This window comes from Candidatus Accumulibacter sp. ACC005, from assembly GCF_907163215.1.
GTDB classification, from domain to species: domain Bacteria; phylum Pseudomonadota; class Gammaproteobacteria; order Burkholderiales; family Rhodocyclaceae; genus Accumulibacter; species Accumulibacter regalis.
Map to the genome: position 1 here is coordinate 157,202 of NZ_CAJQUB010000007.1, position 25,079 is coordinate 182,280.

The following is a 25,079-nucleotide window of genomic DNA, read 5'->3' on the forward strand; positions in this document are numbered from 1 at the left end:
CTAGCCCTGATTGAAGTTGCGCATTTGCTCGCGCATTACCTTGGCCAGAGTGCGGCCGTTGTTACGCAGAAGCCGCTCCATGCCCTGTGCGTCGGTGGTGTGGATGTGAACCGCCATCGCCCCGCCATCACCGCCCATGCTGCGAATGGTGTCGGCGTGCTCCTCGGGTAGCACCATTTCCCGCGCGTGCAGCTGCGTCATCGGATTGACGCCGGCCGGGATGTCGTAGCCACCGGCTGCCGACTTCAGCCCGCCCATTACCATGGCCATCGTTGCCGCAAAAGCTGCGGCCGCCATGCCAGGGCCAACAATCGGGATGCTGGCCACAGACGACGCCGCACCACCGGCGGCCTCGGCCGCCTCCGCGGGGACTACCACGGCAGCCTCTGCCGCCTTCGACGTCGCCTTGGTCGCGCTCGACGCAGCCGCTGCCGCCGCCGTTTCGACGAAGCCCATTTTTTCCAGAATCGAGCGCATCACGCTGCCCTTCTGGGTTTCCATGGTCTTGGCCAACTCCATCGCCGCCCACTTGACGCCCATCTTGACGGTCATCGAGATGAATTCGGCGAGTATCGAGTCGAGAATACCGCCGATCGCCTTTTGCATCGTCGTCGTGCCGGCGATCATGCCGTTGACGCTCTTCTCGAACGCCGACGACACCGGGTCAAGCAACTGCTGCCATGAACGAACGTTCTCGATCGCCATGTCGTTGCTGATCTTGGTCACCTTCAGCGCGTGCTCGCGGTGCATCTCCTCCATGGTGTCGAGGAGCCGTTGCAGCGCTACCGGGTCCATGTTTGGATCCGAACTCATGGCCGCAATGCGCGCCGCCTGCGCCTCTGTCTGGATGAGAAAGCGCCGGTCCTCGTATTGCCGCTGCAACTCCAGCATCTCGGCTTGATTGATGTTGCCGATCTGCAGCTCACGCTGAGCCAGCAGTTCTTCCATCTGCAAGCCGTCCCGCCCAACCTTCTCGCGTGCGTTGATGGCCTCCGAGTCGAGCGCGCGCTGATCCGCGGCGCGCTTCTTCATGATCTGCAGCTCAAGGTCAGCGATCTTCTTGGTGATCGCGATGCGTTCCTTGCCGGAAACGTCCTGCGTGCGCAGAATGTCGGACCAGTACGCGACCTCCTGCTGCTTTGAGAATTCCCGCAGGTTGTGCGTTGTCTGGTAGTAGACCTTCGCCTCGGACAGCGCCGATTCCCAGGCGGGCATTCTCGAATGCGCCGCACCTTTCTTGGCGTCCTTTTCCTTTACGAAATCCTTGCCTTCTTCTGGCCCCTTCTCGACGTCGGCGTGTTGGCCAAAAATCTGGCCTATGCGCTTGGCGGTTTCCTCGCTGGACGTGACCATTTCGCCCATGGCCGCCGACCATGCGCCAGAAATCACGCCGCCGATTCCGCCGATTGCCGCCGCGGCCCCGGCGAAGTCGCCGGCGACGGCTCGCCCGACAGCCTCGGCGACGGCGCGGATTGGCTCGGCGACCGAAACAACCATCGCATTGATGGTTTCCCAGACGACGACAACGCCGTTTTTCAGCGCCCAGAACGCTGATACGAGGCCTCCAACAGCGCCCTTCGCAACGGTGATTGCCGTCGGCATGGCCGACGCCAGCCACTCGCCAAGCTTCGCCATGACCGGAATCAGCTCATTTCCGATGGTATTACGCATGGCGATCATGCCCATGCCCACCTTGTCCATCGCGGAGTCGTAGATCGTCCAGGCGTCGATCGCATCGCCGCTCACCTGGCCGCCAAGACTTCGGATGTAGGCTTCGTCCTCGGCGAACGCCTCGGCATTGGCCAGCAACAGTTTCGAGTTGCCGGCGACCGCGCCGCCGAAAATCTCCTGCGCCGCCGCGTTTCTGGAGGTGCCTTCCTTGTAGCTGTTGACGGTCTCGATCGCCGACTTCATCAGCGTGTTCATGTCGATCAGATGGCCGTTTGCGTCGCGCGTTGTCAGGCCAACCTTGTTGAGTTTTTCCTCATTCTCAACCAACCGCCGCGTCAGCCCGTTGGCTGCTGACTGCACTTCAGCAGTGGTTGATCCGAGTTCGTGCGCGACTTCCACCCATATCCCGGCCTGCGTGGCGGTGATGTTCATCGCGCGCCCGAGCGTAATTGCCGCCTCGGTATAGTCCGCCGTCTCTTTGGCCAGCAGCGCGAATGTGCCAGCGCCGGCAACGACTGCCGTCATACCGATCAACGAGTTCTTGACGCCGTCGACGGATTTCGCCGTCTTCTCCATCTGGTCGTTGATTCCCGAGTGCATCTTTTCCGCCGACGCCTTGCTCTCAGTAGACGCGCGCTCCATGGCCTCGCGCATGCGCCGAGAGTTGTCCTCAACGGTCTTGGCCGCGCTTTCCATGCCCGCCTTGAGCTGGCCGTCCTTCGCTTCAATCGCTACCTGGATCTTTTCGTCTTCAGTCATTGCTCAGTTTCCGGTGGGCAATCCGTGCGCGCGGAGGATTTCGTCAAACTCAACTTCGGAAACCCGCGCTACCGGGATGAACTCGGCAGCGTCTTCGATTGCCGGATGGGACTGTCCGGCGCCGGACGGCCGCGACTTGACGCCGACGAACGCCGCGACGGATAGGTGAACGGGAGGGTGATCTGCCCAATACTCGGAAAGTGCGCGCAGCCGGGGAAGGTCGATGCTCTCGGCGATGTAATCCCACGTCCATCCCGTACAGGCGATGATGTGGGCGTACAGGCCGGGCCAGTCTAGTCCGCCCCCGGCGGCGCCTCCCCCTGGCTTTCAAGCTCCTTGCGCTTGAGGCCGGAGATGTCCATCACGGCTTCGAACACCTCCGCCATGTTGCCGACGTCGATCATTTCGGCAACCTTCTCACGTGTGATGTCCGGGTAGTTTCGCTTCAGCGCCGCGTGCGCCGCGTCGATTACCGTGGCCACCTGCTTCGCGCTGCGCACGTCGCCGGTGAAATTGCTGATGCTGTCCTGCAGCTGTTCGAGCGTACCCAGGGCCATCGGCGGGATGATGAGCATATCGCCGCCGAAATCGACGGCGATGCCCTTGTGCTTGACGGTTGGCATGCGGCTTACTCCTGAACGTAGATGTCGCCGAGCGTCGTCCCGCTGGCGTCGGCCTGCGCGGTGAAGTCGATCTCCGGTACGCTGAAGTCGTCCTGCTTGGTCGAGAACAGCATCAGCTTGGTCGACACGACAGACGCCAGGACGACCAGGGTCTTCTTGCCCTGGAAGGTCGTCTGCATGCGGGCGCCAAACGTTGGCGCGTAGCCCATCGGCAGATTCGTCAGGGCGATGCGCTTCGCGGCGGCGAGCGTGTAGCTGTAGCGGTAGTTGATGTAGACCACGTTGCCGGTATCAGCCGCGGCGAAGGTGTAGACGCCCGCCGCAACGGAATACTGGCCAGTCGCTGGGGCGCTCGCAACGCGTGTCAGCGGGACCGCGTTGGAGTTCAGAACGCCAAGGTCTTCAACCCAAGTACCGGAAGCAGGCGGCGTCGGCGTAATCGTGTAGGGCGTGCTCGGAATCGCGGTACCGACGGCATCGGTGCTGATGGCCATCATCGTTCCGGCGGTCACGCCATTGCCGAAGAAAAGCGAATTCAGCGCGGCGCCGTGGATCTGCGCCCCCTTTATCTTGCCGGTGCTCTTGACCTTGCCACGACCGACCGCAATCGCGAACTGGTTCTGCCCGTGCAGTTCCTTCAGGTCGCCGGAGAACTCGATCGACATCTCCTGCATGGCGCCAACCTTGATCGGCGTCGGGTTGCTGATGGTGTTGCCCTGGGCGTCCAGGAGGGGCACGCCGTAAAAATCGCCTGCACCGAAGATCAGTTGCATGGTGGTTCTCCTTGAAAAGCGGAAACCCGGACAGCTGCCGGGTATGAATCGTCTTTGGTAATGCTTACGAAACCAGAATGCGGATCGGGACGATCGCTACCGTCTGGTCGCCGAGCGTTCCCTCATCCGTCTCGACGCTGCCCTCGATCCAGCAGTGGGCGACCAGGCCTTCGAGGGTTTGCGCGTTCATGGTCGCGTTGTCCGGGGCAATGGCGCTGGTGATGGCGTCGAGCAGCGGGTTCAGCACCGACGATGGCGATGTCGACTTATCAGGCGCTCGCGCGTAGAGGTAGGCGTCGAAGTCCAGCGTCCAGAGCGTTGGCAGGCCCTGGCGTGGCGCAGCGCTTTCTGTCTTGTGCGAGAGGAACAGCGCCGGCTGCTCCGCCGCCGGCGTGTCGCTCCAGTGTTTCAGGCGCCGGCTCGCGGTAACGAAGCCGCTGCCGCCGCCGTCGACACCATTCACAGGCCGGGCGAGGAGGTCGTCTGGGAAGACGGCAGTACACCGCAAGAAGCCGAACGCATCGCCGTCAGCCTGCACGCAAAGTACTGTCAGCAGGTCGCGCCAAAACAGACCTATCGCGCCGTTGAGGTGTTGTGCGAAGACCTCGAGATAACCGACCTCGGAATCGCGCTGACCGGCACGACAGACCGTGTCCGAGAAACGGAAGACGGCCTGGCTATCTGCGACATCAAGACCGGCAAGACCGCTGTCGGCTCCGATGGGCTGGTCAAGACGGCGGGACACGCCTTTCAGATGGGCGTCTATGAGCTTCTCGCCGAGCACGCATCCGGTGAGCGAATCAGCGGGCCTGCCCAAATCATCGGGCTCAACACCGCCAAGACCCCAGCCTCGCAGCGCATCGGGACCGGCCAGATTCACGGCGCCCGGCAAGTGCTGCTCGGCGACGACGAAACGCCGGGGATTCTCGAACTGGCATCGAAGCTTGTGCATTCTGGCAGCTTCTACGGCAACCCAAAAAGCATGATGTGCCATGAGAAATACTGTGCAGCCTTTGCCACGTGCAGGTACAGAAAATGACCTGCCAAGACAAGGACGGATACCTTCGGGGCCCCCTTTTCAAGCTGGTCCACGTAGCAGTTGCTGAGCGCGCACTTGGCAAGCGGCTTCCCGCCGGCGCAGTAGTTCATCACGTCGACGGGAATCGCAAAAACAATGCTCCCGAGAACCTTCTGGTCTGCCCTGACGCCAGCTACCACCGCCTGATTCACGCCAGAGCAACGGCGCTGAATGATGGTGGAAACGCAGCTTGGCGCAAATGCATCTACTGCCATCAGTACGACGCGCCAGACAACATGAGCTTCGTTAAGCGCCGACGCTGGCACTACCACAAGCCCTGCGCCGCGGCCTATCAACGAAACCGCAAGAAGCAACCTAACCAAGGAGAGTTTACATGAACGCACCGACAACCATCGCCACGCTGCGCGAAAGCCAAATGGCGACAAGAGAGCAACAACTGCCAGCAGTAAAAGCCGGCTTCTTCGATCTGCAGGCGTTCGAGCTGATGCAGCGCGTATCCAAGGCGTTTGCAAGCTCCGACCTCGTGCCAAAGCAGTATCTCGGGAATCTGCCCAACTGCATGATCGCCATGGACATGGCGCAACGCATCGGCGCGAACCCGCTGATGGTCATGCAAAACCTCTACATCGTGCATGGCACGCCCGGCTGGTCGAGCAAGTTCCTGATCGCGACGGTAAATGTCTGCGGCCGCTACAGTTCGCTTCGGTACGAGTGGCGCGGCAAAGCCGGTGATGCGGAATACGGCTGCCGCGCTTGGGCAATCGAGCGCGACACCGGTGAGCGCCTTGACGGGATCTGGGTGACGTGGGCGATGGTCCGCGCCGAGGGGTGGGACGCCAAGAACGGCAGCAAGTGGAAAACGATGCCGGACCAGATGTTCGTCTACCGCGCGGCCGCATTCTGGCAGCGCGCTTATGCGCCCGAACTTGGCATGGGCCTGCAGACCACAGAGGAAATCAACGACACTTTTGACGCCCGCCGCGACAGCGATGGGCAATTCTCCGTCGACCTTGAGTCGCTGCGCGCAGCCGAAGAGGGCGCGAGCATCGATCAGTCGACCGGCGAAATCAAGGGCGCCTCACACACAGAAGAGAAGCAGCCGCAGAAGGTTCCGCAGCAGATGCCGAAGGCCGAGCCAGCCGCGCAAAGCGACTGGACCGAGGAGGACGAGGCGCGCGCCCGCGCCGCAGAGATTGCCGAGCAGCAGCAGGAACAGCGAAGGCAAGCGCCGCCGGCCCGGCCGCGCCGCGAGCGTGAACGTGGCTCGATGGGGATCGAGTAGCGATCAACTCAGCGACAGGTAGCGGGTTGAACTCCTGAAGCAGCGCGCCTGCCGCCCGCATCGACAAAGTTAAGGAGAAAGCAATGAACTCACCAGAAATGAAAGCCGTGCTCGGCATGACCGCCGACACGGTAGGCAAGGATCTTCTGAGCGCCTTGGTCACCGAACTGCGGCTGCTGCCGGAACCCTGGGCGAAGACGCCCAAGAGCAAGCAGAACGACATCATCGACCGGCTGCGCGACCGCGTTGCGGCCAACGTCAAGATGGCCGTCCATCTGATTTCCGCAAGCGGGCGCACGACGGTAACGGGCGAGCTCGAGCAGATCACGATCAAGGGCGGCGCCAAGGCGGTCATCAACGTCAGCCGCGCGGCCGAATCGCTGCATGACTTCTACGATGCGCAGGGGACGGACGTGCTCATCGTGGTGTCGGGTCAGGCCAGTCACACGGCGGGAATGGACGAAATCCAGGGCGAGGAAGACCAGCGCGCCTTAGACCTCGGCCACGAGTACCACGACAACGACGGCGGAGGAATGGATCGCTACCACGACGACGGCACCATCGAAGGCGAAGTGCTTGGCCTGCCGGCGCCGGATAAAGATGCACCCAGCCAGAAGGAGCTTGACGACGCACACATTGCCGGCGTTGAAGCCGGGAAGTCTGGCAAGCCGAAGACCGACTGCCCGAACGTCCGCGCCGAGCTTGTCAAGGCTTGGATGCGGGGCTGGATGTTCGGGAACGAACAGCACAAAGGTGAGGACAAGTCATGAAAATCACCGCCATCCAAGCCAAGAACGTCATCGGCGCCCGCGACGTCGACGTGAATCTCTCGCGCCCGGTCACGCTGTTCTGTGGCGCGAACCACTCGGGCAAATCGAGCCTTTCCGAAGCTGTACGCATGGCGCTGATCGGTGAGCCCTCGCGCGTCAGCCTCAAAAAGAACTACCAGCAGCTCGTTACCGAAGGCGCCGACGTTGGGTATGCGGTCGTCGAGTACGACCGCGGGCAGTCGGCGATTACCCTGCCCAACGGGGCCCACGAGCACACCGGCAGCCGCCGCCCGTCCGAACTGCTGCCGTTCGTCCTCGACGCGCAGCGATTCGCTCGCCTTGATGCCAACGAGCGCCGGCAGTTCCTGTTCTCGCTGACCGGCTTGTCGATCACCGGACACGAAGTGACGAAGCGCATGATCGAGCGCGGGTGCGACGCTGCCAAGGTCGAAATCATCGCCCCGCATCTGCGCGCTGGAAGCGACGCTGCGCACAAGGAGGCACAGACCAAGGCCCGCGAGGCCAAAGCCGCATGGCGCGCAATCACCGGCGAGACCTATGGCGCCGTGAAGGCCGCAACGTGGAAGGCGCCGAAGCAAGAACGGGCAGACGACAAGCTGGCTCCCACCATGGAAGCGCTTGTGCGGATCGAGGCGCAGATCGAAACCAACACAGGCACCCTCGGCGACATGAATGGCCGCGCCAAGCGCGCCGCAGAGCAAGCCGGAAAGCTGGCAGAACTGCGCGCCAAGGCCGGCGGATACGCGCGCATCGCCGACAAGATCAAGCGTGATGAGGCAGAGCTGAAGCAATGGGAGGCGAAGGTCGCAGCAGCCGGCAAAGCGGCCGGGCAGAGAATGCCAGACGAGCCGACCTACACCTGCCCGAGCTGCTCAGTTGTTCTCCGGCACGACCACGTCGACGGCGCCTTGGTCGAATACACATCCCCGCCGCCGGTCGATCACGACGCCGCCGGCAGGCTTCGCGAGTACCAGGACGCCGCCGACCTGATGCGCCGGTGCGTGGCCAACGGAAAGCGCGACCTCGCCGCCGCGGACGCAGCAGCACAAGCCCTCGCGGAGATCGAAGACGCCGGTCTTGCCGAAGCGCCGGACGCGGAGGAAATCGAGGCGCTAAAAGCCGACACGGACGAACTCAGGCGGCAGCGCTCGGAACTGCAAAAGATACTCCGTGAGCTTGAGGGCGCAGAGCGCGACGCGCAGCAGGCCGACCAGCGAACCGCGGGTGCAGCGACGCACCATGCCGACGTGCAGCAATGGGAAACGATCGCCGCCGCCCTGGCGCCGGACGGGATCCCGGGCCAGATGCTCGGCGAGGCGCTTGGTCCGGTGAATGGCCGGCTGGTCGATACCGCCTTCTCGACTGGCTGGATGAACGTCGCCATCACGTCGGATATGGAAATCACCGCAGACGGCCGCCAGTACGCCCTGCTCTCGGAGTCCGAGCGGTGGCGGGTCGACGCCATGATCGCCGAGACGATCGCGCACCTGTCCGGCGAGAAGCTGCTCGTTCTCGACCGCGTCGACGTGCTCGACATCGAGGGTCGCGAGGACTTGCTGTTCTGGCTAGACGATCTGGCCAGCAGCGGCGACGTTGACACGTGCATTCTGTTCGCCACGCTGAAGTCTCTGCCGGCCAAGCTGCCGGACAGCATCCAGCCGATATGGATCGAGAACGGGTGCGCGGTTCCTGGACGGGTGAAAGAAGCAGCATGAGCGCGAAACTGATCCCAGCGGCCACCTGGGCTGCCGCCAGGATGGACCCGCCGCCATCCGGCCAGATGCTGCGCAGATGGTGCCGTGCTGGCAAGATACCCGGCGCAGTTCGCATGGGGCGAGAATGGCGGGTGCCGGCGGACGCGGAGTACTGCGCCAAGCCTGAGCCGGAGAATGCGAAACTATTGGAGCTGATCTATGGCCGCGGGAATCAGGCAGCGTAACCGCCGCACTTGGCCGCGCGGTCTCGAAGAGCCGCGGCCAGGCTATTACGTATGGGCGCCGCCAGCTGACGTGCGCGGGCTTGTGCCAAACCTGCCGGCTTCCGGTCGGATCAGTATCGGTCGAGTGACACTGGACGTCGCCATCGCCCAGGTCATCGAAGCTTACATGTCGCTGGCGGGCAGGATTACCGAGCGCCGACTGGTCCATGCGATCCACGACGCACCTGACACCCTTGACGACTGGTGCCTGCAATACCTCGACCAGATCGCATCCCGCGACATCACGGCCGAAACGATCGCCACATCGCGACGCCGGCTGCGACCGGTCAGAGAAGCGCTCGGGCATCTGCAAGTGCAAGCCGTGACAACGCGCCATGTCTCGACCTACCTGGCCACCATCGCCAGCACGCCACGCACCCAGCAGGCAACCAGATCGCTGCTGAACGACCTGTTCCGCGAAGCGATGGCAGCCGGTTGGTGCGCCACCAACCCGGTTGAGCCAACGCGAGCTCCAAGAGTCGCGACGCAGCGCGGCAGGCTGTCGCTTGAGGCGTTCAAAGCGATTCACGCTTGGTCGCTGACGAATCAGCCGGCATGGGCAACGAGGGCGATGGAACTGGCGATCGTCACCGCCCAGCGCCGCGGCGACATCGCCGCGATGACCTTCGGCGCGGTCAAAGATGGCCGCTTGCTCGTGGCGCAGCAGAAGTCCGGTGGGAGCACCAAAGTTTCCATACCGCTGTCGCTGCGCCTCAACGAGATCGGATGGACGGTCGGCGACGTTATAGGCCGATGCCGCGACGCCGCGGTCAGCCGTTACCTGGTGCACCACTCGTCGGCAGTCGGCCGCGCAAAGTCGGGCGACAAAATCAGGGACATGACCCTCGGGCAGGCGTTCGCCGAAGCGCGCGACGCAGCGGCCGTGTCGGTTGCAGGGAAGACGCCGCCCACGTTTCACGAAATTCGAAGCCTGTCGCTACGGCTCTACGATGAGCAAGGCGTCAACACGCAAGCACTCGCCGGCCACAAGAGCGCGGACATGACGAGCGTCTACCGCGACGTTCGCGGGGACGAATGGATCATGGTTGAAGCGAAATGATGGCCACCATTCCACACGAATCCCACACGAATCCCACACGCTGACTTCTAATCCATTGTTTTTGATATTCTTTTTTTCAATGCACGGTACACACCATGCACGGATCGAACGACCTCACGACGTGCTGCACGGCGAGCGGGACGCTTTCATCCTCACCCACCGGCAGGCCGACCAGCGCCTGTTCGAGCGCGCCGGGAACGCCGCCCGCGTCGCGCGGCGAGAAGTTCCAGGTGGTCGGGGCAATGATCTGGTAGCGGGCGATCCTGCCGCGTTCGATGTGCAGCCAGTGACCGAGGGCGCCGCGCGCGGCTTCGACGAGGCCGACGGCGCTGGCCTGATCGGGGAGCTGCCACTGATGGCAGAACGGCTCGCCGGGGGTCAGCGCGCGTACCCAGCCTTCCATCGCCGGGACGACGAGGGCGATTTCGAACAGGCGGGCGACGACTCGCGCCAGGACGCTGCCGCCGTTGGCGGCGACCAGCGCGCGCAGCAGTGGGTGGCCATCGACCATCTGCCGGGCCAGCGCACCGGTTTCGGCGACGCGCGAACCGTAGCGCGGCGCCTTGCACCAGGTATAGGCGTCCGGCTGGTCGGCAAACTCGGCGATCAGCGGGCGTGTCTCGCCCTCACGCGGGTGCACTGGCTGCTCGCCGAACAGCCAGGCGTGGGCGACGTCTTCGCTGATCAGGGCTTCGTCGAAGGCCAGCACGCCGTCGCGCCAGACGCCGCGGGCGAAGAGGTGCTCGCGATGGTCGTCCTGGCGGCCTGCTCCCCCTTGTTGCGCGTAGGCGCCGTAGCTGAGAAAGGTGTCGCTCGCCCGTCCGATGCGCTCCAGGCCGAGATCGGCGGCGATGTCGAGGAAGCGCGGGAAGTCGCCTGCCCTCCCCTGCGCCCAGGCGGAGAGCTGGTCGGCACTGTGCAGCGCGCCGACGTTCTCGAGGGTATCGCCGAAAACGCGGCTGCTCAGGAACGCCCGGAACTCGCGCAGCACGGTCAGCAGGCGGACTTTCTCGGTGGCGGTGATCGCGCGCGTCGTTCCGCCCGGCTGCAGCGCCAGGCTATGCGGCCACTTGCCAGCCAGGTAGCCCATCAGGCGCAGCCAGTCGGCACGTGCCGGCAGCACCTCGCGCAGGGCTTCGCCGACGTCGGCCTGGAAACGCCTTTCGGCGAGCGCGTGCCAGGCGCGACCGCGATACGCGACGCGCGCGAAGTCGGGCATGAAGAAGAGGTAGAAGTGGGTCAGGTGGTCGGCCAGGTTTTCGCAGGCGAGAATCAGCTTGCTCGCCAGACGGCCGTTGGCCGGCATCGGCAGACCCGTCGCGTCGGCGAGCGCGGCGGCGGCGGCCGCCGATTGCGACAGCGAGCAGATGCCGCAGATGCGCGGCACGATGACCAGGGCGTCGAGCGGGTGCTTGGCGATCAGAATCTGCTCGAAGCCACGGTACAGCGACGAGCAGACCTGCGCCGATTCGACGCGGCCGTCGGCAATGTCGAGGGTCACTTCGAGGTCGCCCTCGACGCGATTGAACGGGCCGATGGTCAGGCGCCGGCTCACTTCGGACCGCCCTTTCTCGTTCCCGGCAGGATGACCGGGTGATCGGAGCGCGAATTCTCGCGTACCCGCCGCGGCGTCGCCGACTTGGACAGGGCGGCGAGCGCGACGAACCAGGCCTTGGGCATGTCGATCGGCAAACCGGTCGGGATGCCGGCGACCTTGGCGGTTTCCATGAACGGATGGCCGGGTTCCTCGAAACCGGGTTCGGTACACGAGATGCAGGCAAAGCCGCCACGGACGCACGAACCGACGCCGTTCCACGGCCGCAGGTTGCAGTCGGCGCTCGCCTGGGTGCCCTTGCAGCCCATGTTCTCCATCAGGCAGCCAAGATCGGAGAGCTTCTCGGCGCTGGCCTTGAATTCGTAGTACTCGTTGCGCGGGCAGCCGTGGTGCACCAGTTGCTCGGTATAGGAACGCGGCCGCTGCCAGGCGTCGAGGTCGCTCTCCGCGAAGGCGCCGAGCGCCAGGGCCAGGGCTAGCAGCGTGTCGACGACCCAGCCCGGATGCACCGGACAACCGGCGACGTTGATCACCGGCAGGCCGGCAGCGGCACGAAAATCCGGGCCGAGCAGGCCGCCTGCCTGGTCGCCGTCGAACTGCAGGCCACAGGCGTCGGTGAGGTTTTCGCCGGAAGAGATGATGCCGCCGAAAGCGCTGCAGCTGCCGATGGCGATCACCTGGCGCGCGCGCGCCGCCAGTTCGCGCACCCAGTCGATCACCGGCCGGCCGCTGCCGGAAAGGATATGAAAGCGGCCGCTGCCGTTCGGCCCGCGCAGCAGCGCGCCTTCGACGCAGAGGATGTCGAAGGGCAGTGCGCCACTGGCCGCCGCGTGCAGGAGATCGAGCGCATCCTTGCCGCTGGCTTCCGACAGGGCGGGATGGAGAAGCAGGTCGACACCGGCATCGGCAAGCTGCGCCAGCACGCCGGCGCGGTTCTCGGCGCCGAGCAGCGACTGTGTGCAGCCGCCGCAACCCGCGGCCTGCAGCCAGAGCACTTTCATCCGCGTTCGAGTCCGTAGCGCAGCAGCTTGTGACGCAGGCCGACGCGCGACAGACCGAGTTCGCTGGCCGCGCGCGACTTGTTCCAGCGATGGCGGATCAGCGTCTCCCTGAGCACCCGCGCTTCGAGCGCTTCGAGGCGCTCCTTGAGCCCGCCATCGACGGCGATCAGATCGAGCAGATCGTCGGGCTGCTGATCGAACGCCGGCGTGCGCAGGATGCGTGGCGCGAGCAGTTCGGCGCCGACGCGCGGCGTTTCGCAGAGCGCCAGCATGCGCAGGATTTCGTTCTGCAACTCGCGCACGTTGCCCGGCCAGGGGTAGGCGGCGAGGCAGGCGAGCGCCTCGGTGGTGAAACCCTCGACGCTCTTGCCGAGCGCCTTCTGGCTGGCGTCGAGCAGGCAAGCGGCGAGCAGAGGAATGTCCATCGCCCGCTCGCGCAGCGCGGGCACGTGCAGCGGCACGGTCGCCAGGCGGTAGTAGAGGTCCTCGCGGAAGCTGCCGGCGCGCACGTCGGCCTCGATGTCGTGGTGGGTGGCGGCGACGACGCGCACGTCGACCGAATGCGGGCGGGTGGCGCCGAGCGGCCGGAACTCGCCTTCCTGCAGGACGCGCAGCAGCTTGACCTGGAACGCCGGGCTGGTGTCGCCGATTTCGTCGAGGAAGAGCGTGCCACCGTCGGCCTGCTGGAAGCGGCCGCTGCGGTCCTCGTAGGCGCCGGTGAACGCGCCGCGCTTGTAGCCGAAGAGCTCGGCCTCGAGCAACTGGTCGGGCAGCGCGCCGCAGTTCTCGGTGACGAAAGCCTTGTCGGCACGCCGGCTGCAGTAATGGATGGCGCGGGCGAGCATCTCCTTGCCCGTCCCCGATTCACCGCTGATCAGCACCGAAAGGTCGAACGGAGCGATCTTCTCGATCAGCGCGCAGACGCCGTTGAGCGGGCTGTCGGGCGTGCGGATCAGCGCGTCGAGGCCGAATTCGCGTCTGGCGCGCTCGCTCTTCGCCTCGACACGGCGCGCCAGCACCGGCTCGGCGGTGCGCAGATCGACCGACAGGCGCTGGCTCTGCTGCTGCAGGCGATGGACGTTGGCCGCCGTCTGCAGGGTCAGCAACAGCTGCTCGGGATGCCAGGGCTTCATCAGGTACTGGTAGATGCCGGCCTCGTTGACCCCGGCGATGATGTCCTCGGCGTCGGTGTAGCCGGACAGGATGATGCGCAGGGTATCCGGCCACTGGCTGCGCACTCCCTTGAGAAACTCGACGCCGCTCATCTGCGGCATGCGCTGATCGCAGACGACGATCTGTATCCACTCGCTTTCCATGATCCGCTGCGCCTGCTCGGCGCTCGCCGCGGTGAACACCTCGAAGTCGTCTTCGAGTGTCCGCCGCAAGGCTTCCTGCGAGCGCACTTCGTCGTCGACGACGAGCACCGTCGGCAGCTTGGGCCGCGGCGTGCTGCTCATCGCGGCACGCTCCAGCCGAGATCGCGATGAATCGCCAGGTGCCGCGGCGTCCATGACGCCGGCGTCTTGTGCACGAAATGGTAGCGGGCGACGTGGTAACTCGGATCGAAGCCGTAGAAGTTGCGCTGCAGCTCGGCGAGTTCCGCGGCGCGATAGCTGGCCAGCGGCCGCAGCGCTTCGTCGCCCTGGCGCTGCACGCGCTTGGCGTGCAGGCGCTCGGCAAGATCGGGAGCGGCCGCCAGTTCGGCGGCACGGCGCGCGACGTCGACGCGGAAGGCATCTGGGTCGCCGGCCAGGCAGGCGTCAACGAAACCGGCCGTCACGCCGACGGCAGCACTCATCGGCAGGCGGTTGCGCATGATCGCCTGCGCGCCTTCGACGCCGACCCGTGCCGGCAGCAGGTAGGTCCAGTACTCCGAACCGTAGAGGTTGCCCATGTTGCGGTAGTGTGGATTGAGCAGCACGCCGGCACGCGCCCAGAGCAGGTCGGCGGCACGCGCCAGGAAGCAGCCGCCGGCGCCGCAGTTGCCCTGCAGCGCGGCGATGCTCAGCTGCCGTTCATTGCCAATGATCGCTGCGGCGAGGTCGTCGATGGCGTTGATGTTGGCCAACGACTCGTCGGCCGGCGATTCGGCGGCTTCTATGCTGTGCAGGTGGATGCCGTTCGACCAGTAGTCGCGGCCCCCCATCAGGACGATGACGCTGGTCGGCTGCTGCTGCGCCCACTGCCACGCCGCCAGCAGGCGCTGGCACTGACGGGTGCTCATCGCGCCGTTGTAGAAATCGAAGTGCAGGAAACCGACCGGCCCGGCTTCCTCGTAGCGGATGTCCTGCCAGCTCCTGCCGGCAGCGGCGAAGTTGTTGGCGGCGCCGGCCAGTGGCGCTTCCGGGACGCCCGCCAGCTGCGCGGCAAAGACCTGCGTTGCCGGCAGTTTGAAGGCCTTGGCGTTGGCGTTCGCTCCCTCCTCGCGACGCACATGCCCGATCCACAGCGCGCCGTCCACCGTCGCGCGCAGGATCGCGCTTTCCCGCCAGGCGATCACCTCTCCCGGCGCACCGCCGCACAGCGTGTCTTCCGGCCAGGCGTCGAAGAGGCGACACGGCTCGCCGAACAGGCGATCGGCGACGCCCGGAAAACCATCGGCGGCGTTGAGCCGGGCGAGGATCGTCGCACTGTCGTCGCGCCGCCAGTCGATGGCCCGATCGGACTGGCGCAGCGGGGGCCGTGCCCGGCCGCGCACGCCGGTGTCGGCAGCGGCAACAGCGAGCGGCGTCGGCACGAAGCCTCCGGCGGAAAAGCGCTCGACCGCGCGCAGCACGGCGCAGGTCGCGGCCTCGGTCACCTCGTGGCGGTAGAGGCTGGACTTCCTGGCCACGCGCATCGGGAAGCCGTCGCTGGCCCAGATCGGGCCGCCGTCGAGTTCGCCGGTCGCCTGCAGGACGGTGACGCCCCAGCTCTGTTCGCCCTCCTGGATCGCCCAGTCGAGCGCCGACGGGCCGCGGTCGCCGACGATCCCCGGATGGACGATCAGGCAGGTGTGCTGGCGCCAGATCGACGCCGGGATCGCCCGCCGCAGATACGGCGCGACGATCAGCTCGGGCCGGAACAGGGCAACGGCTTCCTCGCCAACCGAATCGGCGATATCGAACTCGACCGACAGCTGGTGGCCGCGCGCGCCGAGTTCGCTGTACAGGCGCTGGCTGAGGCTGTTGAAGGCGTGGCAAAGGATCAGGATACGCATCCTCGCCCCGCTCAGCAGATGCGCGGCAACTGCTCGCCGGTCAGCCAGTCGACGATGCGCCGCCCACCGAAGGTGGTGGTCATCTGCACGAAATGGTGCTCGTCGGCATGGACGCTGCCGATCAGCGCCGCGCGCCGGGCGAGCGGATGTGCGCGCATCGCGGCGAGCAGTCGAGCGGCGTCTTCGGGCGCGACGATCGCCAGCAACTTGCCTTCGTTGGCCACGTAGAGCGGATCGAGGCCGAGAAACTCGCACGCGGCGGCGACCTCGGTCTGCACCGGCAGGGCGCTTTCCTGGAGCATCATGCCGACGCCGGACTGACGGGCGATTTCGTTCAGCGTCGTCGCCACGCCACCGCGAGTCGGGTCGCGCAGCGTGCGGATCGCCGCACCACTGGCGCGCATGGCGGCGATCAGGCCGTGCAGCGCGGCGGTGTCGGAAACGATCGACGCGGAAAAGCCCAGGCTCTCGCGCTGCGCCATGATCGCCATGCCGTGCTCGCCGATACTGCCGGAGACGATGACCTGGTCGCCGGGTCGGGCGCGGTCGCCCGAGAAGTCGTCACCGTCGGCAACGACACCGACGCCGGTGGTGGTGATGTACACGCCGTCGCCGGCACCTCGCTGAACGACCTTGGTGTCGCCGGTGACCACCGGCACCCCGGCGGCGCTGGCGGCGCGCGCCATCGACTCGACGATGCGCGCCAGGTCGGCAAGCGGCAGGCCCTCTTCGAGGATGAAGCCGGCGGCAAGATAGAGCGGCGTGGCGCCGAGAACGGCGACGTCGTTGATCGTGCCGTTGATCGACAGGCAACCGATGTCGCCGCCGGGGAAGAAGAGCGGCGAAACGACGTGCCCGTCGGTGGACATCACCAGCCGACCAGGCGGCATCGGCATCACCGCGCCGTCGTTGCCCTGCCCGAGAAAGCGGTTGCCGAGATGCCTGGCAAAGAGCTCCTCGATCAGCTGCGCCATCGCCCGGCCGCCACTGCCATGGGTCATGTCGACGCTCCCGTGGCGCAGGTCGAGCGGCCGCACGTAACCCTTGCGTACGCCGTTCATCGCGCCACCGCGCGCTGGTCGGCGGTGCTGGCCGTGCTCGCCGTACTCGTCGTACGCACCGCCGCAACGTCGGCAAAGCGGCCAAACGAGTAGTGTGCGGCGCAGGCGCCTTCGGACGACACCATGCACGAGCCGACCGGGTTTTCCGGGGTGCACACGCTGGCGAAGATGCGACAGTCCTGCGGCCGCTTGACGCCGCGCAGGACGGCGCCGCATTCGCACGCCGGGTGGTCGGCGACGGTGTGGTAGCCGACGCCGAAACGGCGCTCGGCGTCGAAGTCGGCGAACTCCTTGCGAATGCGCAGCGCGCTGTAGGGCAGCTCACCGAGTCCGCGCCAGGCAAACGAGCGACGCAGCTCGAAAACGTCGGCGACCAGCTGCTGCGCCTTGCGGTTGCCGTCGCGGCTGACGGCGCGCGAGAACTCGTTCTCGACCAGCGCCTGTCCGGCGTTGACCTGCTTGATCAGCATCAGGATCGCCTGCATCACGTCGAGCGGCTCGAAGCCGGCGATGACCACCGGTTTGCGATACTCCTCGGCGAAGAATTCGTAGGGGCGCGTGCCGATGATCGTCGACACGTGCGCCGGGCCGATGAAGCCGTCGAGCGGCAGCGTTCCCCAGCGGCGGACTTCCGGCGATTCGAGAATGCTGGCCATCGCCGACGGCGTCAGCACGTGGCAGCAGAGAACCGAGAAATTGCTCAGGCCGAACGCCTGTGCCTGTTTGATGAGCAGTGCCGTCGGCGGCGTCGTGGTCTCGAAACCGATGGCCAGGAAGACCACCTGCCGCTCGGGGTGTCGCTGCGCCAGCGCCAGCGCGTCGGCCGGCGAATAGATCATGCGAATCTCGCCGCACGCGGGCGCAGCCCCGGCCGTTGTCGTCGTTTCCTTGTCCCTGCCCAGCTTCGCTTTGGCCTTGATCAGCGACAGGCCAGCGGAAGCCGGCACGCGCATCGGGTCGCCGTAGCTGCACAGGGTGACGCCGGCGTCGAGGGCAAGGCGAATCGCCATGTCGATGCGCCCGATCGGCAGCACGCAGACCGGACAGCCGGGGCCGTGGATCAGACGCACCGCAGGCGGCAGCAGATCGCTGACCCCGTAGCGTGCGATGGCGTGCGTGTGCCCGCCGCAGAACTCCATGAACGAGTAGTCGCGATCTGCGTGCGCCGCCTGCCTGATCGCGGCGGCCAGGCCGCGCGCCAGCTGACCGTCGCGAAACTCGTCGATGAACCTCATTGGCCAGCGCTTTTCCCGTCACAGCGCCGTTTGTCCGACAACCCCATGCGCAACCCCCTCCTCACCCGCCGGCCGGCCACCTCAGGCGACCCCCCGTGTCGCCTCCTGAAGCGCAGCCGCACCCAGTTCGGCAAACAGCGCCAGGGTCTTTTCGGCTCCTTCGGGATCGAGCCGCGTCAGCGCGTAGCCGACGTGCACGATGACGTAATCGCCGACGGCGACGTCTTCGACCAGCGCCAGCGAGATTTCCTTGCCCACGCCGGCGACGTCGATCAGCGCCTGGTCGGCGCCCCGTAATTCGACGATCCGACACGGCAAGGCCAGACACATCGCGCCGCTCCCCTAGCGACCCACCAGGTGCTGCAGGGCGACCCACGCCTGACCGACGCTCAGCCCGCCGTCGTTGGGCGGCACCTGGCGCGCCTCGATCAGACGCATCCCCTGCGCACTCAGTCGAGTCCGCAAGCCGCTGACCAGCACCTGGTTGAGGAAGCAGCCGCCGCTGCCGACCACCGCCTCTTCATCCGGCACCAGCGTGCGCAGCCAGTCGGCGAGCGCGGCGATCAGCGTCGCATGAAACAGCGCCGCACCGCGCTCGGGGTTCTTTTCATCGGCCAGCACCGCCAGCAGCGGCAGCAGATCGAGCCGGCCCTGGGAAATCTTCCAGCCCAGGTCCAGGGGCAGGACGTCGCCGTAGCGCTGCGCCATGCCCTCGAGCAGCATCGCCGCCTGGCCTTCGTAGGCCATCACTGCCTTGATCCCGAGCAGACCGGCGGCGGCGTCGAAGATCCGCCCCATGCTCGACGTCGGCGGACAGTTGACATTGCCGGCGAGCATCTGCGCGACGGCCGGTGCCGCCTGCTGCGCCGCGTAGCGCTCGACGATCTCCTTGTTGCGCCCGAGTCGATGCAGCACCGCTGCCGCCATCCGCCAGGGTTCGCTGGCCGCGCGGTCGCCGCCGGGAAGCGCCAGCGGCGCCAGCGAGCCGAGGCGCCTGAAGCTGTCGCCATCGACGCGCAGCAGTTCCCCCCCCCAGGCCGCGCCATCGCTGCCGACGCCGACACCGTCCAGCGACAGGGCCAGCGCCTTGCCCTGCATGCCGTGTTCAGCGAGAACCGCCGCGGCGTGCGCATGATGGTGTTGTACGCCGAGCAGGGGCAGTCGCCGCTGCTCGGCGAATTCAGCGGCGAAGCGGGTCGAGTGAAAATCCGGGTGCAGGTCGTGCGCGACGATGGCCGGTTCGACGCCGAGCAGTTTCACCATCTGGGCGACGTTCTCCTCGAGGAAATCGCAGACAGCGGCGTTGTCGAGGTCGCCAACATGCTGCGACACGAAAGCCTCGTCGCCGCGCGTGACGCAGATCGTGTTCTTGAACCAGCCGCCGACGGCGAGCACCGAAGGGCCCGAGATCGGCAACTTGATCGCCCGCGGCGTATAGCCACGCGCCCGCCGGATAAACTGCAGGCCACCGCTGGTGATGCGTGCGACGCTATCGTCGCAGCGGGTGACGATGTCGCGGTCGTGGGTCAGAAAGGCGTCGGCAATGCCGTAGAGGCGCAGCAGGGCTTCATTGTTGCCGACCACCAGCGGCTCGCCGCCGGGGTTGGCGCTGGTCATCACCAGCGCCAGATCCTGCGCCCTTTCGAGCCATCCCAGGCCCGGCGGACGATTCGCCGCTTCGTGAAAGAGCAGGAACTGCAGCGGCGTGTAAGGCAGCATCACCCCCAGCCAGCTCAGCCCGGGCGCCACGCCGGGCAAGGCGGCGTCGCAGTTGCCGCGCTTCTTGATCAGGATCGCCGGCCGCGTCGGCAGGGTCAGCAGTCCCGGCTCGCCGATCCCCATCTGCACGAACATCGCCGCCGAGGCGGCATTGGCGAGCATGACCACGAAGGGCTTCTCGTCGCGCTGCTTGCGCTCGCGCAGGAGCGCGACGGCGACGGCATTGCGGGCGTCGCAGGCCAGATGAAAGCCCCCCAGCCCCTTGATTGCGACGATCTTCCCGGCGCGCAGCAGGGCCAGGGTCGCGGCCAGCGGGTCGCCAGGCAGGGGCTGCCCCTCGGCATCGACGAGGCGCAACTGCGGGCCACATTTGGGACAGCAGTTGGCCTCGGCGTGAAAACGACGATCCTCGGGCTTGCGATATTCGTGCTGACACTTCGGGCACATGACGAAGGGCTTGAGGCTGGTGCGCACGCGGTCGTAGGGCAGGCCACGGCTGATCGTGTAGCGCGGCCCGCAATTGGTACAGTTGGAAAAAGCGTAGCGCCAGCGCCGATTGCTGGGTTCGAAGGTCTCGGCCAGGCAGTCGCGGCAGACCGCCGTATCGTGCCCGATCATCGTCCCCACCCGACCACTGCGGCTGTCGATGATCACGAACTCGCGGCCATCGTGCGCTGCCGGCGCCGCAGCACGGGCGACCACGCCACTGACGCGAGCCAGCGGCGGTGCTTCCTGCTCGAGTCGGTCGATGAGACTCTTGACCTGCTCGGCCGCCCCGCAGACCTCGATTTCGACGCCACGCGAGTCGTTGCGAACCCAGCCGCCGAGCCCCAGTTCGCGGGCCAGGCGCCAGACGAAGGGGCGAAAACCAACGCCCTGAACGACGCCGCTGACGCGGATGTTCTGGCAAACCACGCTCTCCGCCATGTCAGCCTCCCGAAGCCGCAGAGAGCTGCGTTTCAAGCTCGACGATGCGCCGCCGCAGCGTCGCCATCGCCCCTTCTTTCTTCTCTTGTCGCGCCTTGCAACCAGCGCTCAGCCAGGCCAGCCACTGCTCGACACCCTCACCCGTGGTCGCCGAGACCTCGATCACCTGCAGCGCCGGATTGATCTGCCTGGCGTAAGCGATCGCCCGCTCGCTGTCGAAGGCGACGTAGGGCAGCAGGTCGACCTTGTTGACCAGCATCAGCGACGCGGCGGCGAACATGGCGGAATACTTCAGCGGCTTGTCGTCGCCCTCGGTCACCGAAAGGATCACCACCTTGTGCGCCTCGCCAAGGTCGAAGGCCGCCGGACAAACGAGATTGCCGACGTTTTCGATCAGCAGCAGCGAATCGTCGGCCGGCGCCAGCTCGTCGACCGCGTGGCCGACCATGTGCGCGTCCAGATGACAGCCCTTGCCGGTGTTGATCTGCACTGCCGGCGCGCCGCTGGCGCGGATGCGTTCGGCGTCGTGGCTGGTTTGCTGGTCGCCCTCGATGACGGCGATGGAAAGTCTCCCGTTCAACGCCGCAATCGTGCGGCAGAGCAGGCTGGTCTTTCCCGAACCGGGACTGGAAACGAGATTGACGGCGAAGATGCCATGGTCCTCGAAACGACGCCGGTTCTGGGCCGCGTAGGCGTTGTTCTTGGCCAGAATGTCGCGTTCGATGCGCAGCCTCCGCGATGGCGTCCCGGCGTCTGCCGCGGCCGCTTCGCCGGCGTGGTGGTGCGCATGGTGATGCGCGTGCCCGGCAGCCGATCGCTGCGCGTTCCGGCCGCCGTCTGCAGCAAGCGCAACGTAGCTCATGCGGCGATGAGCCGGGCCGGCGCCCTCGTCGATCGATCGTGGCGGCGCATGGCCGCGCGCGAACTGCTGATTGTCTTCCTGCCCGGAGACTGCCTTACCGGCAACCCGAGTCTCCCCGGCACCGCAACCGCAAGTGGTACACATCTACTGTCTCCTTGTTCATTATTATTCGACCTCCAGCTCCTTGACCCGCATCTCGGTTCCGCCGGTTGCTTGAACCGGATAACCTCCGCAGGCTGGGCAGGGGTCGTAACGGGCAGCAAGCCGCACCGTCTGATTGCAATTAAAACATAAACCTTCGCCAGCCACTTCAATCACCTTCAGAACAGCGCCATCGGCCAGCGTGCCGCTCATCACGGCGTCGAAACAGAAGCGCATGGCTTCCGGCTCGACGGCAGCGAGTTCGCCGATTTCCAGGAACACGGTCCTCACCCGCTCGAAGCGCTGCTCACGCGCCGCGTCCTCGACAAGCTGCAGCACGCCCATGGCCAGCGACATCTCATGCATCGTCGACGGTCACCGCGAAGGCGGCGCAGGGGTCGAGCGACAAGGCCAGGCGGCGAGCCGCCAGCGCCGCTTCGGCACGCGTTCGGGCCGGGCGACCGGCCATTTCGCGGACAAAGGCGCCCTGCGGGTGAAAATTCCATTCGGTCGGCGCGACGATGGCGTAACGCGCCACCCGGTCGCCGTCGAGTTCGACGCGGTGCAACAGGGTGCCGCGGGCCGTTTCGACCCGTGCCAGCCCGCAACGTTCGGCAACCGCCGCCGCATCGAGACAGGTCGACCACTGTTCGGGCTCGGCCAATCCCCGCGCAAGCCCGCGCAGATCGGCATAGCGGGCCTGCAGCCGTGCCTGCAGCCGCTGCCCGTCAGCGAGCAGCGCCGACACCGCGGGATCGTCGGCGTGTCGCGCGAGCGCTCCCGTCTCGGCCGGCTGGCCGGCGAAAGTGGGTCGTTCGGAAAAATGATCGCCGTGGAAATGCGACTCCCACTCGGCTGCCGACAGGCGCGGCAGCAAGGCCACCGGGGCGGAGCGCAGACGATCGTCGAAGCACGGCGGCGCTTCTGCGTCCAGCCAGGCAAGCAGCCGGGCGCCGAAGGCCGCCGCGCCTAGGCCATCAGCGACGCCCAGCAAGCGCTTGCGCCAGAGCAGGAATTCACCCTGCCGCGACGGCTCTCCGCGCAACTGCGGCCAGTCGAGCAACAGCCGCCACAGGTGTTCGCCGATGGCTTCCAGGGTCACGGCCAGTGTCTGCGCCGGCGTCGCAGAGATGTCGGAGCGCTGACCACGCGCGGCCAGCAGCGACAGACGCGCCGCCGAATCCTGAGCATGGCGACAAAGACCGAACAGGCGGGGAACGAATTCAAGGACGCGGGCAAACGGCAGTCCGCGCAGCGCACGCGCGGCCATCGGTCGCGTCGAAGCAACCCCGGCGGCAACGATTTGCCGGCCATCCCACGTGAGTTCCAGCTGCAGAACGCCCTGTCCACCGTCACGCTCCCGGAAAGTGTCTTCAGACGATAGCAAAAGCCTTTGAATCGATTTTGATTTCGGTCAATCCGCGGCTAAACTGCCGCCTTCACAATACGGCCTCGCCGGCCCTTGCCTTTTTCCGGGATTTCCCTCTGCATGCTTGAAGCTTCGAATCTGGAATGCGTACGCGGTGAGCGCAGCCTCTTCGCCGACGTCAGCTTTCGGCTTGATGGCGGCGAGATGCTCTACCTGCAGGGAACCAATGGCTCGGGCAAGACCAGCCTGCTGCGCATGCTCTGTGCCCTGACCCCGGCCGTCAGTGGCGAGATTCTCTGGCGGGGCACCCCGATCGGCAGCTCGGCGAGGAGTTTTGCAGCAAAGCGTTTGTGCTACCCTCCGAGGGCACCAGAATGAAAAAACGCCAATCAAGGGGGGGGAAGGGGGGGGAAAAAAGAAAAGAACTGGACGTCCGCTCTGGGAAAATAAAAAGAAACCGGCTCCATATGCGGCCCGACATGGCGCAGGACACGGCGCTAGACTATACACACACAAGAACAAGAGGGAGAGTGGCGTAGATGGCGCGCTGGCCTACTTGGTCAGTTACGAGGCGTCGCGGGTAAACGAGAGGATCTAGCATGCCGCTACCATTCGACAGGAGGTCTAGAGCGGCGAGCCACGGCGGCGAGGCCAGCCACTAATTGAGGTAAAAGAGAAACGTACGTCTGGTGTTCTTTCCGACGATAAGCCCTACGTTTTTCCGGCGCTCGACCGGCTGCCGTCTCCGAACCTGGGTCAGCCCCTGGAACTTGGAATCGGCGGCTCGCCCCTTTGTTGCAGAGGGCCGGAGGGCTGGCGACGTGCTGACCAATCCCCAGGACGTGGTTCGCCTGAGTTGACGGGCGGGCAGCGGTTGGCGTGCCGTACGCAGCGGGGCGAATATTGTGGCTTGGCGACTGGCGATGCCACGCAGCGTTTCGCGGTAGTTAGCAAGAGATGCTAATAACTTGCTCCGACGCGGGGGCCCTACGATTTGCTGACGCTCCACGGCTCGGGGACCTTGCGCGGCTCGGCCTGCGCCGACAAGGCCCGACCTTCGTCGCGCCGCTGTATTCTGTTTTCATCATCGTGGGGTTCAGCCTTTTTGCCAGGCTACGGACACGAACTACACCTACGACCCCAGGTGAGGGCAGCCATGCGGCCCGGGGGGCGTGTAGCAGACTCGGTGCGTCGTTGACCCAACACCCCCCCCCACCCACCTTCCTTGTTCTTGCCCCCACATTTCTTTGTGGGTCGCCGCGTGCTGGCGACGATGCTCTGCAGCGGATTTGTTTGCCGACGGACCCAATCGCGAAGGGCGCTCGTCGAAAAACTGGCAGCTTGGCGACGCAGCCGTTGGAATTGTGTGATCAGTGATACGGCTAAGGCTCATGACACAATGGCGCTTTATTTGGTTGCGGACTGCACGTTACTGGTATCATGTAGTGCCTCGCACCGGTCCTCGGCATCCAGGGGTTCCTCGACCTGAGCCACGGACGCGCTGGCGGTGCTACCCGTTCGCTGTTCATAGGCACGCCCGCGCTGTCCGGGAATTCGGCGCCATCCGGCTCCCGTGCGGCGCTGAACGTGGGCGTGCGCTGCGTGGTGTACTGGATGGTGTTGCTGACGTCAATGTTACTGGGTCCTGCCGCTGTACACACCAACCGTACATAATAAAAAAAAACCCATTCCCCATTTCGGTGCTGACTTTCCCGGTGCCGGCCGCAGATCCCGGTTCGATGGCGACGGTCAGCGGAACCTGGGACAGCAAGCCATTTGTCGCTGATTGGCGCACCTGTCGCGCTGGGCGGAGGGTGGTTTTTTTTTGTGCGCCGTGGCACCAACTGCAGCGGCAGCATCAAAGGAGTTGCGCTGGAAAATAATGGACGACTAGAGTAATCACAAATGGTTCAAAGTACGCCAGTCCGCAGACTTTTATACCCGCTAGGCCGGCAGCTGATCCGTTGGTTTACTGGGGCACTCGCTGCGGCTGTTCGGTATCGCCGGGCACTTGGTCGATCGGCTTCCTGATCC

Annotated in this window: 24 protein-coding genes; 9 read left to right on the plus strand and 15 right to left on the minus strand. The window is 65.7% G+C overall.

Going from position 1 to position 25,079, the window contains the following annotated elements; translation table 11 throughout:
* The gene (locus QZ613_RS10100; protein ID WP_291982236.1) at window positions 1-2,430 is read right to left on the minus strand and encodes a hypothetical protein; all 2,430 of its coding nucleotides are present in this window, start codon (window positions 2,428-2,430) and stop codon (window positions 1-3) included.
* A 24-nt stretch (window positions 2,431-2,454) separates the two neighbouring features.
* On the opposite strand from QZ613_RS10100, the gene QZ613_RS10105 reads away from it, so the two are divergent.
* Window positions 2,455-2,595 (plus strand): hypothetical protein, encoded by a 141-nt coding sequence (locus QZ613_RS10105; protein ID WP_291982238.1) that lies wholly within the window; start codon window positions 2,455-2,457, stop codon window positions 2,593-2,595.
* Between the two features lie 128 nt (window positions 2,596-2,723).
* Here the strand turns inward: QZ613_RS10105 and QZ613_RS10110 are convergent, their stop codons facing one another.
* The 3 genes from QZ613_RS10110 to QZ613_RS10120 form a co-directional block, all read right to left on the minus strand.
* The gene (locus QZ613_RS10110; RefSeq protein WP_291982240.1) at window positions 2,724-3,053 is read right to left on the minus strand and encodes a hypothetical protein; all 330 of its coding nucleotides are present in this window, start codon (window positions 3,051-3,053) and stop codon (window positions 2,724-2,726) included.
* A gap of 5 nt (window positions 3,054-3,058) precedes the next feature.
* On the minus strand, window positions 3,059-3,826 hold the full coding sequence (locus QZ613_RS10115; RefSeq protein ID WP_291982242.1) for a hypothetical protein: 768 nt from the start codon (window positions 3,824-3,826) through the stop codon (window positions 3,059-3,061).
* Between the two features lie 64 nt (window positions 3,827-3,890).
* Complete coding sequence (locus QZ613_RS10120) at window positions 3,891-4,289, minus strand: hypothetical protein (protein WP_291982244.1); 399 nt, start codon at window positions 4,287-4,289, stop codon at window positions 3,891-3,893.
* On the opposite strand from QZ613_RS10120, the gene QZ613_RS10125 reads away from it, so the two are divergent.
* From QZ613_RS10125 to QZ613_RS10150, 7 genes are all read left to right on the plus strand, one after another.
* Entirely contained in the window at window positions 4,230-4,865 is a 636-nt protein-coding gene (locus tag QZ613_RS10125) for a PD-(D/E)XK nuclease family protein (RefSeq protein WP_291982246.1), read from the plus strand. The two genes, QZ613_RS10120 and QZ613_RS10125, sit on opposite strands and share 60 nt — an antisense overlap.
* On the plus strand, window positions 4,862-5,242 hold the full coding sequence (locus tag QZ613_RS10130; RefSeq protein ID WP_291982248.1) for an HNH endonuclease signature motif containing protein: 381 nt from the start codon (window positions 4,862-4,864) through the stop codon (window positions 5,240-5,242). The genes QZ613_RS10125 and QZ613_RS10130 overlap by 4 nt, the downstream gene beginning before the upstream one ends.
* Window positions 5,239-6,147, plus strand: coding sequence for a hypothetical protein (locus tag QZ613_RS10135; protein WP_291982250.1), 909 nt, complete (start codon window positions 5,239-5,241; stop codon window positions 6,145-6,147). The genes QZ613_RS10130 and QZ613_RS10135 overlap by 4 nt, the downstream gene beginning before the upstream one ends.
* A gap of 98 nt (window positions 6,148-6,245) precedes the next feature.
* Window positions 6,246-6,917: an Rmf/CrpP family protein gene (locus tag QZ613_RS10140; RefSeq protein WP_291982252.1), complete on the plus strand. Its 672-nt coding sequence runs from the start codon at window positions 6,246-6,248 to the stop codon at window positions 6,915-6,917.
* Window positions 6,914-8,653, plus strand: a complete 1,740-nt coding sequence (locus QZ613_RS10145; protein ID WP_291982253.1) for an AAA family ATPase — start codon at window positions 6,914-6,916, stop codon at window positions 8,651-8,653. The genes QZ613_RS10140 and QZ613_RS10145 overlap by 4 nt, the downstream gene beginning before the upstream one ends.
* Window positions 8,650-8,877 carry an excisionase gene (locus tag QZ613_RS21120; protein ID WP_366144449.1) on the plus strand — a complete coding sequence of 76 codons (228 nt, stop codon included), beginning with the start codon at window positions 8,650-8,652 and terminating at the stop codon, window positions 8,875-8,877. Before QZ613_RS10145 ends, QZ613_RS21120 begins: the two co-directional genes overlap by 4 nt.
* Window positions 8,852-9,976 carry a tyrosine-type recombinase/integrase gene (locus tag QZ613_RS10150; protein WP_291982255.1) on the plus strand — a complete coding sequence of 375 codons (1,125 nt, stop codon included), beginning with the start codon at window positions 8,852-8,854 and terminating at the stop codon, window positions 9,974-9,976. The genes QZ613_RS21120 and QZ613_RS10150 overlap by 26 nt, the downstream gene beginning before the upstream one ends.
* A 76-nt stretch (window positions 9,977-10,052) precedes the next feature.
* On the opposite strand, the gene QZ613_RS10155 is transcribed toward QZ613_RS10150, so the two are convergent.
* From QZ613_RS10155 to QZ613_RS10205, 11 genes are all read right to left on the minus strand, one after another.
* Complete coding sequence (locus QZ613_RS10155) at window positions 10,053-11,531, minus strand: nickel-dependent hydrogenase large subunit (RefSeq protein WP_291982257.1); 1,479 nt, start codon at window positions 11,529-11,531, stop codon at window positions 10,053-10,055.
* Window positions 11,528-12,532, minus strand: coding sequence for a HupU protein (locus tag QZ613_RS10160; RefSeq protein ID WP_291982259.1), 1,005 nt, complete (start codon window positions 12,530-12,532; stop codon window positions 11,528-11,530). The genes QZ613_RS10155 and QZ613_RS10160 overlap by 4 nt, the downstream gene beginning before the upstream one ends.
* On the minus strand, window positions 12,529-13,989 hold the full coding sequence (locus tag QZ613_RS10165; protein ID WP_043568246.1) for a sigma-54 dependent transcriptional regulator: 1,461 nt from the start codon (window positions 13,987-13,989) through the stop codon (window positions 12,529-12,531). Before QZ613_RS10165 ends, QZ613_RS10160 begins: the two co-directional genes overlap by 4 nt.
* Window positions 13,986-15,731 (minus strand): hydrogenase maturation protein, encoded by a 1,746-nt coding sequence (locus QZ613_RS10170; RefSeq protein WP_291982261.1) that lies wholly within the window; start codon window positions 15,729-15,731, stop codon window positions 13,986-13,988. The genes QZ613_RS10165 and QZ613_RS10170 overlap by 4 nt, the downstream gene beginning before the upstream one ends.
* 11 nt (window positions 15,732-15,742) lie before the next feature.
* Complete coding sequence (hypE, locus tag QZ613_RS10175; protein WP_043568251.1) at window positions 15,743-16,792, minus strand: hydrogenase expression/formation protein HypE; 1,050 nt, start codon at window positions 16,790-16,792, stop codon at window positions 15,743-15,745.
* Entirely contained in the window at window positions 16,789-18,027 is a 1,239-nt protein-coding gene (gene hypD, locus QZ613_RS10180) for a hydrogenase formation protein HypD (RefSeq protein ID WP_291863631.1), read from the minus strand. Before hypD ends, hypE begins: the two co-directional genes overlap by 4 nt.
* Window positions 18,028-18,108: 81 nt before the next feature.
* On the minus strand, window positions 18,109-18,357 hold the full coding sequence (locus tag QZ613_RS10185) for a HypC/HybG/HupF family hydrogenase formation chaperone (RefSeq protein WP_043568256.1): 249 nt from the start codon (window positions 18,355-18,357) through the stop codon (window positions 18,109-18,111).
* Window positions 18,358-18,369: 12 nt separating this feature from the next.
* On the minus strand, window positions 18,370-20,673 hold the full coding sequence (gene hypF / locus QZ613_RS10190) for a carbamoyltransferase HypF (RefSeq protein ID WP_043568259.1): 2,304 nt from the start codon (window positions 20,671-20,673) through the stop codon (window positions 18,370-18,372).
* A 1-nt stretch (window position 20,674) separates the two neighbouring features.
* The gene (gene hypB / locus QZ613_RS10195; RefSeq protein WP_043568261.1) at window positions 20,675-21,679 is read right to left on the minus strand and encodes a hydrogenase nickel incorporation protein HypB; all 1,005 of its coding nucleotides are present in this window, start codon (window positions 21,677-21,679) and stop codon (window positions 20,675-20,677) included.
* A gap of 21 nt (window positions 21,680-21,700) precedes the next feature.
* On the minus strand, window positions 21,701-22,042 hold the full coding sequence (gene hypA, locus QZ613_RS10200; RefSeq protein ID WP_043568263.1) for a hydrogenase maturation nickel metallochaperone HypA: 342 nt from the start codon (window positions 22,040-22,042) through the stop codon (window positions 21,701-21,703).
* On the minus strand, window positions 22,035-23,063 hold the full coding sequence (locus tag QZ613_RS10205) for a nickel-dependent hydrogenase large subunit (RefSeq protein WP_291982263.1): 1,029 nt from the start codon (window positions 23,061-23,063) through the stop codon (window positions 22,035-22,037). Before QZ613_RS10205 ends, hypA begins: the two co-directional genes overlap by 8 nt.
* A 102-nt stretch (window positions 23,064-23,165) precedes the next feature.
* Between QZ613_RS10205 and QZ613_RS10210 the strand changes: the two genes are divergently transcribed.
* Window positions 23,166-23,423, plus strand: a complete 258-nt coding sequence (locus tag QZ613_RS10210) for an ATP-binding cassette domain-containing protein (RefSeq protein WP_291982265.1) — start codon at window positions 23,166-23,168, stop codon at window positions 23,421-23,423.
* Window positions 23,424-25,079 lie beyond the last annotated feature (1,656 nt).

Excerpts from the sequence above, each read along its gene's own strand:
- QZ613_RS10100 (WP_291982236.1), bottom strand. The coding sequence starts at position 2,430 with ATGACTGAAGACGAAAAGATCCAGGTAGCGATTGAAGCGAAGGACGGC.
- hypD (WP_291863631.1), bottom strand. The coding sequence starts at position 18,027 with ATGAGGTTCATCGACGAGTTTCGCGACGGTCAGCTGGCGCGCGGCCTG.
- hypE (WP_043568251.1), bottom strand. The coding sequence starts at position 16,792 with ATGAACGGCGTACGCAAGGGTTACGTGCGGCCGCTCGACCTGCGCCAC.
- QZ613_RS10115 (WP_291982242.1), bottom strand. The coding sequence starts at position 3,826 with ATGCAACTGATCTTCGGTGCAGGCGATTTTTACGGCGTGCCCCTCCTG.
- QZ613_RS10110 (WP_291982240.1), bottom strand. The coding sequence starts at position 3,053 with ATGCCAACCGTCAAGCACAAGGGCATCGCCGTCGATTTCGGCGGCGAT.
- QZ613_RS10165 (WP_043568246.1), bottom strand. The coding sequence starts at position 13,989 with ATGAGCAGCACGCCGCGGCCCAAGCTGCCGACGGTGCTCGTCGTCGAC.
- QZ613_RS10135 (WP_291982250.1), top strand. The coding sequence starts at position 5,239 with ATGAACGCACCGACAACCATCGCCACGCTGCGCGAAAGCCAAATGGCG.
- hypA (WP_043568263.1), bottom strand. The coding sequence starts at position 22,042 with ATGCATGAGATGTCGCTGGCCATGGGCGTGCTGCAGCTTGTCGAGGAC.
- QZ613_RS10185 (WP_043568256.1), bottom strand. The coding sequence starts at position 18,357 with ATGTGTCTGGCCTTGCCGTGTCGGATCGTCGAATTACGGGGCGCCGAC.
- QZ613_RS10160 (WP_291982259.1), bottom strand. The coding sequence starts at position 12,532 with ATGAAAGTGCTCTGGCTGCAGGCCGCGGGTTGCGGCGGCTGCACACAG.
- QZ613_RS21120 (WP_366144449.1), top strand. The coding sequence starts at position 8,650 with ATGAGCGCGAAACTGATCCCAGCGGCCACCTGGGCTGCCGCCAGGATG.
- QZ613_RS10145 (WP_291982253.1), top strand. The coding sequence starts at position 6,914 with ATGAAAATCACCGCCATCCAAGCCAAGAACGTCATCGGCGCCCGCGAC.
- QZ613_RS10130 (WP_291982248.1), top strand. The coding sequence starts at position 4,862 with ATGACCTGCCAAGACAAGGACGGATACCTTCGGGGCCCCCTTTTCAAG.
- hypF (WP_043568259.1), bottom strand. The coding sequence starts at position 20,673 with ATGGCGGAGAGCGTGGTTTGCCAGAACATCCGCGTCAGCGGCGTCGTT.
- QZ613_RS10210 (WP_291982265.1), top strand. The coding sequence starts at position 23,166 with ATGCTTGAAGCTTCGAATCTGGAATGCGTACGCGGTGAGCGCAGCCTC.
- QZ613_RS10150 (WP_291982255.1), top strand. The coding sequence starts at position 8,852 with ATGGCCGCGGGAATCAGGCAGCGTAACCGCCGCACTTGGCCGCGCGGT.
- hypB (WP_043568261.1), bottom strand. The coding sequence starts at position 21,679 with ATGTGTACCACTTGCGGTTGCGGTGCCGGGGAGACTCGGGTTGCCGGT.
- QZ613_RS10140 (WP_291982252.1), top strand. The coding sequence starts at position 6,246 with ATGAAAGCCGTGCTCGGCATGACCGCCGACACGGTAGGCAAGGATCTT.
- QZ613_RS10170 (WP_291982261.1), bottom strand. The coding sequence starts at position 15,731 with ATGCGTATCCTGATCCTTTGCCACGCCTTCAACAGCCTCAGCCAGCGC.